The following is a 4,994-nucleotide window of genomic DNA, read 5'->3' on the forward strand; positions in this document are numbered from 1 at the left end:
CCCGCGCAGGGCGCCCCCGCCGCCTCCGCCAGCCCCGCAGCCCCCGCCCCCTGGGCCGCCGCCTCCACGGCGCTCAGCGCCCGGGCAGCCGAGCGCCAGCGGCTCGCGCAGCTCAAGGCGCGCTTCAAGTCCCCCACTGGCCTGACAGCATCCGGCGTCGCGCTCGCCGTCCTCGGCGGCTACGGCATGGTGGCCCTGGGCGTTGGCGACATCGCCTACACGGCCGAGTCCCTCGCCACGGGCGCCGTGGACTGGCAGGTCACCACCGCCGTCTTGACCGTCGGCGCCGCCTTCTGCGCATGGCCGCTCACAGCCGGCATCCGCCGCATCCGCACCGCGCGGCTCGCCCGGGCGTTCCGCCGGGCCTTCAGCCAGCGCGAGGTCTGCACCTTCAAGGAGCTGGCCGCCCAGGCCCAGGTCAGCGAGAAGCGCGCCCTCTCCGCGAGCCGCCGGATGCTGCGCCACGGGCTGCTGTCCCAGGGCCACATCGACGACGAGGGCACCTGCCTCATGGTCACCGATGACGTCTACCGCCAGTACCGCTCCGCCCAGGCCGCCTATCAGGAGCGCTGCCTCGCCCAGAGCGCCGCCGAGGACGAGGCGCGCCGCCAACGGGCCCAGCGCGCGGCCGACGGCACGCTGCCCGCCGACGCGCGGGCGGTCATCGACGAGGGCACCCGCTCCCTCGCGCGCATAGCCGAGCTCAACGACGCCATCGCCGACGCGGCCGTAAGCGCCAAGATCGCCGCCATCGAGGACGTGGTGGCGCGCATCCTCGACCGCGTGCGCGACGAGCCAGAGTGCGCGAGCTCGCTCGACCGCCTGACGAGCTATTACCTGCCCACCACCGTGCGCCTGCTCGAAGCCTACGACGACCTGGAGGAGCAGCCCGTCCAAGGCGAGCACATCACCGGCTCGCGCCGCCAGATCGAGCGCACCCTCGACACGCTCTGCGCCGCCTACGAGAAGCTGCTCGACGAGACGTTCCGCGACGTGGCCATGGATGTCTCCGCCGACATATCCGTCCTCCACGCGGTGCTCGCGCAAGAGGGCCTGACCGACAACCCCTTCGACCAGACGACCCGGGGCAGCGACCCCGCGACCCGCGCCTAGGCGCCCACGAAAGGAGCCCCTGCCATGACCGACGAAATCAAGATCAGCTCCCTGCCCACCCCCGAGCTCACCCTCGATCCCCTGGCCGCCGAGGCCCCGGCCGCCCCCATCCTCCAGGCCGAGCCCGCCGCCCCGGCCGTCGCGCCCTCGCTCGAGGACATGCTGAGCGAGGAGGAGCGCGCGCAGGTGGACGCGTTCTCCCGCCAGATCGACCTGGCCGACTCCCAGCAGGTGCTCACCTACGGCGCCGGCGCGCAGAAGAAGATGGCCGACTTCTCCGAGACGGCGCTCACGCGCGTGCGCACCCAGGACCTCGGCGAGGCAGGCGACCTCATCGCCAACGTGGTCATCGAGCTCAAGAGCTTCGACGCCGAGGACGAGAAGGGCCTGTTCGGGTTCTTCAAGCGCCAGGCCGACAAGGTCACCGCGCTCAAGGCGCGCTACGACAAGGCCGAGGCCAACGTGGACAAGATCGTGCGCGCGCTCGAGGGGCACCAGGTGACCCTCATGAAGGACGCGGCCATGCTCGACCAGCTCTACGACCTCAACCTCACCTACTTCAAGGAGCTCACCATGTACCTGCTGGCCGGCCGCAAGCGCCTGGCCGAGGTGCGCGAGGGCGAGCTGCGCGAGCTGGGCGAGACGGCGCGCGCCACCGGCCGCACCGAGGACGCCGAGGCGGCCCAGCGCCTGGAGGCGTCGTGCAACCGCTTCGAGAAGAAGCTCTCCGACCTCGACCTCACGCGCACCATCGCGCTGCAGATGGCCCCGCAGATTCGCCTCGTGCAGAACAACGAGGCCCTCATGATCGAGAAGATCCAGACCACGCTGGCCAACACCATCCCCCTGTGGAAGAGCCAGATGGTGCTCGCGCTGGGCCTGGCCAACAACGAGGCGGCCCTGCGCGCCCAGGCAGCCGTCACCGATATGACCAACGAGCTTCTGCGCAAGAACGCCGAGAAGCTGCGCCAGTCCACGGTGGAGGTCGCGCGCGAGAGCGAGCGCGGCATCGTGGAGGTGGAGACGCTGCGCATCGCCAACGACAACCTCATCCAGACCTTCGACGAGGTCATGCGCATCCAGGAGGAGGGCCGCGCCAAGCGGGCCGAGGCCGAGGTGGAGATGCGCAAGATGGAGGCCGAGCTCAAGGAGAAGCTCCTCTCCTTCCGCGGCTAGCCCCCCGCTGCGACAAGCGGCGCCCTGGGACCGTGCCTCGGACGCCCCGCCTCGCTTCCTCTTTTTCTTATGATGGCATAAGAACACTTGTTTGTAAACAAGTTTGCTGATATAATCGTAAACATGTTTACAGGAGGTGACGGTGATGGCAACGCGAACCTTTTCGAGTCGGGCGGACGAACGGCAGCTCTCCTTCGCCGAGGCCCTCTCGCGCCGTGAGTACGGGATGTCCTACGGGCAGTACTGCGGAACCGTGCTCCTCAGCTCCATTGAGGCAACCGGGACGCTCCCCCATGTCGCAAAAGCACCGGAAGACGAGAGGAAGCAGGCAGCGGCCTCCCTCATAAAGGGGTTCTCCGCCCGAGCGCGTAACCCTGAGGTGGCACGCCTCTCCGACGAGGACATCCGCGAGCTCATAGCGAGTCGCTATGACTAGGCGCCTGCTCATCGACACCAACATCCTCCTTGACGCGGCGATGGGCGAGCGCCCTGGTTGGGAGGCGGCGACGCTCCTTATCGACGAACTGGTCTTTGAGGACGTCATCGGCTACGTCTCGGCCCTCTCGCTCAAGGACGTCTACTACGTCCTCACGAAGTACGCCGACGAGCACGCGGCGCGCTCCTTCGTCCTCGCCACCATGGACTTGCTCACCGTCGCAGGCGTGGACGGCGCGCTCTGCCGGCTCGCCGCGCTCTCAGACGAGCCGGACTTCGAGGACGGCATCATCCGAGCCTGCGCCGAGAGCCTGCCGATCGACTTCATCATATCGCGGGACGAGAAAGCGTTCGCGCACTCCCCCATCCGACGACTTTCCGCCCAGGAGTACGTCGACCTGTTCTGCGTGACGGAGGAAGTGGACTTCCCCGACTGACGCGGCAGGTAACGGCCAGCCCATACAGGCGGCGCCCCTAGAACCGTGCCTCGGGCGCCCGGGCCCCCGAGGGGTCAGGCTTTCGACGCGGGGCTGATATGCGAGGCTCTCGCCTCCAAGCCAACGGCACAACCCCACGGCACCACGGACAACGAACTACCGGTCAACGCCAACGAAGAAACGCCAACGGCTGAGTGGTTTCCCGAAGGGAGGATGCCCCGCGCCCGGAACGCAGCGCGCCGTCAGGCGCGACCTTCCGCCACGTCCAGGTCGACGGAAAAGACCTGGGTCTGGTTGGCCAGGTCTATCTCCAGCTGAAGAGCGGCTATCTGGTCCGAGAGCGCCTCGTAGTCGGCCTGGGCCTCGGCCACGTCGTAGTTGGCGTAGCGATACTCGACCGGCGCCCCGGCGGCGCCGTAGTAGCCCTCGCGCAGCCGCTCGCGGGGCTGGCGGGCGCGCAGCTCGGCCACGCGGTCGCGCTTGGCCGAGAGCTGGGCCAAGGCGATGAGCGCCTCGTCGATGGTCAGCCCGCTCTCCGGCAGCACGGTGCGCTGGTTGAAGCCGTGCAGGGCGTGGCGCACGGCCAGCACCGCGCGGTCGATCGCGTCGATGCGCTCGCGCGTCGCGCGGTAGTCGTAGGCCGGCGGCTCGTCGGCCTCGCCCTCGGCGCGCACGTAGGTGCAGGTATCGGCCTCGGTGCCCAGGAGGTGCTCCTTGTCGTCCTGCAGGCGGCGCAGGTACTTGCTGGCGCTGGCGGAGGTGAAGTCCACGGCATGCTCCCTATCGTTCACGGCAGCCGGTGCGCATCGGCGCGCGACGCGGCGCCTCCTCGTCGGTTGAACGCATTCTAGGCAGGACGTCTGGCGTACGCCTTGGCGGGGCCGCGGCTGTTGCGCGGGCATTACCGACCTGGCACGAAACGACAGCCTACGCAGCGACGGACGCTAGCGAGGGCATGGCGAGGCCACCCGGTAGCGGGACGCCGGCGGCGGGCACGCGCCGAGAGTCCTGCCCCCGGGCCGGAAGACGGATCGTCAACGACCGCCCCGTTCCCGATCGCGTAGCCGCCTGCCTTCGCTAGGATGACAGGCGACACGAGACGGAAGGAGGGCCGCGGTGAGCGTCACGTTCGGCAAGCGAGGCTGCGAGGCCCTGCTCCGCAAGCACCCCGGGCTCAAGGCACGCGTGGCCGCCGCCGTCGAATCCCAGATCGCCCACGGGCTGTTCAAGTCGAAGTTCGCCACCACCGAACGCTGGGAGGGCCAGCCCATCTGGGAGTGCCGCGTCAACGAGGCCTCCGCCGGCTCGGTGCGCGCGGCCTTCAGCGTCCGCGACGGGACAGCCGCGGTGATCTACCTCTCCCCCACCCTCCAGAAGCGCGCCTTCACCGCCGAGCTCAACCGGTTCCTCAGGAGGCGTCCATGAGGCTCATGCCCGTCAAGCAGGCCCAGGCTCGGTTCATGGGCGCCCTCGGCGATGCGAGCCTGAGCTCAATCGCGCTGCTCACGTTCAAGAAGGATCGATCGGTCGCCCTGGAGCGCGACGCTGCCGGCGCCTGGGAGCTCGTCGAGGACGGCTTCGAGCGCGCCCGCATTCCGCTGCCGGCCGGCGGCGCGGGAAAGCGCCTGGTCAAAGATGCCTTCAAGCGCGAGTTCCCCCGCAGCAACAAGCTCTACGTCGACGAGCGCCGCTGAGGGCCCGCCGGCTGGGCCACGCTACGCCGGGACGCTCCGGGCCGACGACGCCCCGACCGCCAACGACGCGCCCGACCGCCGCCGACGACGCGCCTCGCCCTCGCCGCGACGCCTCCGACCGCCGACGACGCGCCTCGCC

General features: G+C 69.7%; 7 protein-coding genes. 6 read left to right on the top strand and 1 reads right to left on the bottom strand.

Translation table 11 applies throughout. From position 1 onward, the window contains the following. From D1643_RS09745 to D1643_RS09760, 4 genes are all read left to right on the top strand, one after another. Nucleotides 1-1,113 (top strand): 5-bromo-4-chloroindolyl phosphate hydrolysis family protein (locus tag D1643_RS09745; RefSeq protein ID WP_201751079.1); only part of this gene is annotated, 1,113 nt, incomplete at its 5' end. 24 nt (nucleotides 1,114-1,137) lie between these two features. Next, the gene (locus D1643_RS09750; protein ID WP_160710439.1) at nucleotides 1,138-2,289 is read left to right on the top strand and encodes a toxic anion resistance protein; all 1,152 of its coding nucleotides are present in this window, start codon (nucleotides 1,138-1,140) and stop codon (nucleotides 2,287-2,289) included. Between the two features lie 145 nt (nucleotides 2,290-2,434). Beyond that, nucleotides 2,435-2,725, top strand: a complete 291-nt coding sequence (locus D1643_RS09755; RefSeq protein WP_160710440.1) for a hypothetical protein — start codon at nucleotides 2,435-2,437, stop codon at nucleotides 2,723-2,725. Then, nucleotides 2,718-3,161 (top strand): PIN domain-containing protein, encoded by a 444-nt coding sequence (locus tag D1643_RS09760; protein WP_160710441.1) that lies wholly within the window; start codon nucleotides 2,718-2,720, stop codon nucleotides 3,159-3,161. Before D1643_RS09755 ends, D1643_RS09760 begins: the two co-directional genes overlap by 8 nt. Before the next feature lie 242 nt (nucleotides 3,162-3,403). On the opposite strand, the gene D1643_RS09765 is transcribed toward D1643_RS09760, so the two are convergent. After that, nucleotides 3,404-3,931: a hypothetical protein gene (locus tag D1643_RS09765; protein ID WP_160710442.1), complete on the bottom strand. Its 528-nt coding sequence runs from the start codon at nucleotides 3,929-3,931 to the stop codon at nucleotides 3,404-3,406. Between the two features lie 346 nt (nucleotides 3,932-4,277). On the opposite strand from D1643_RS09765, the gene D1643_RS09770 reads away from it, so the two are divergent. Together D1643_RS09770 and D1643_RS09775 are read left to right on the top strand one after the other, a co-directional pair. Beyond that, nucleotides 4,278-4,586 (top strand): hypothetical protein, encoded by a 309-nt coding sequence (locus D1643_RS09770; RefSeq protein ID WP_160710443.1) that lies wholly within the window; start codon nucleotides 4,278-4,280, stop codon nucleotides 4,584-4,586. Next, a complete protein-coding gene (locus D1643_RS09775) occupies nucleotides 4,583-4,855 on the top strand; it encodes a hypothetical protein (RefSeq protein WP_160710444.1) in 273 nt (90 codons plus the stop codon). Before D1643_RS09770 ends, D1643_RS09775 begins: the two co-directional genes overlap by 4 nt. Nucleotides 4,856-4,994 lie beyond the last annotated feature (139 nt).

Origin of the sequence: Enterorhabdus sp. P55 (assembly GCF_009911695.1) — a bacterium.
In the GTDB taxonomy this organism is placed as follows: domain Bacteria; phylum Actinomycetota; class Coriobacteriia; order Coriobacteriales; family Eggerthellaceae; genus Enterorhabdus.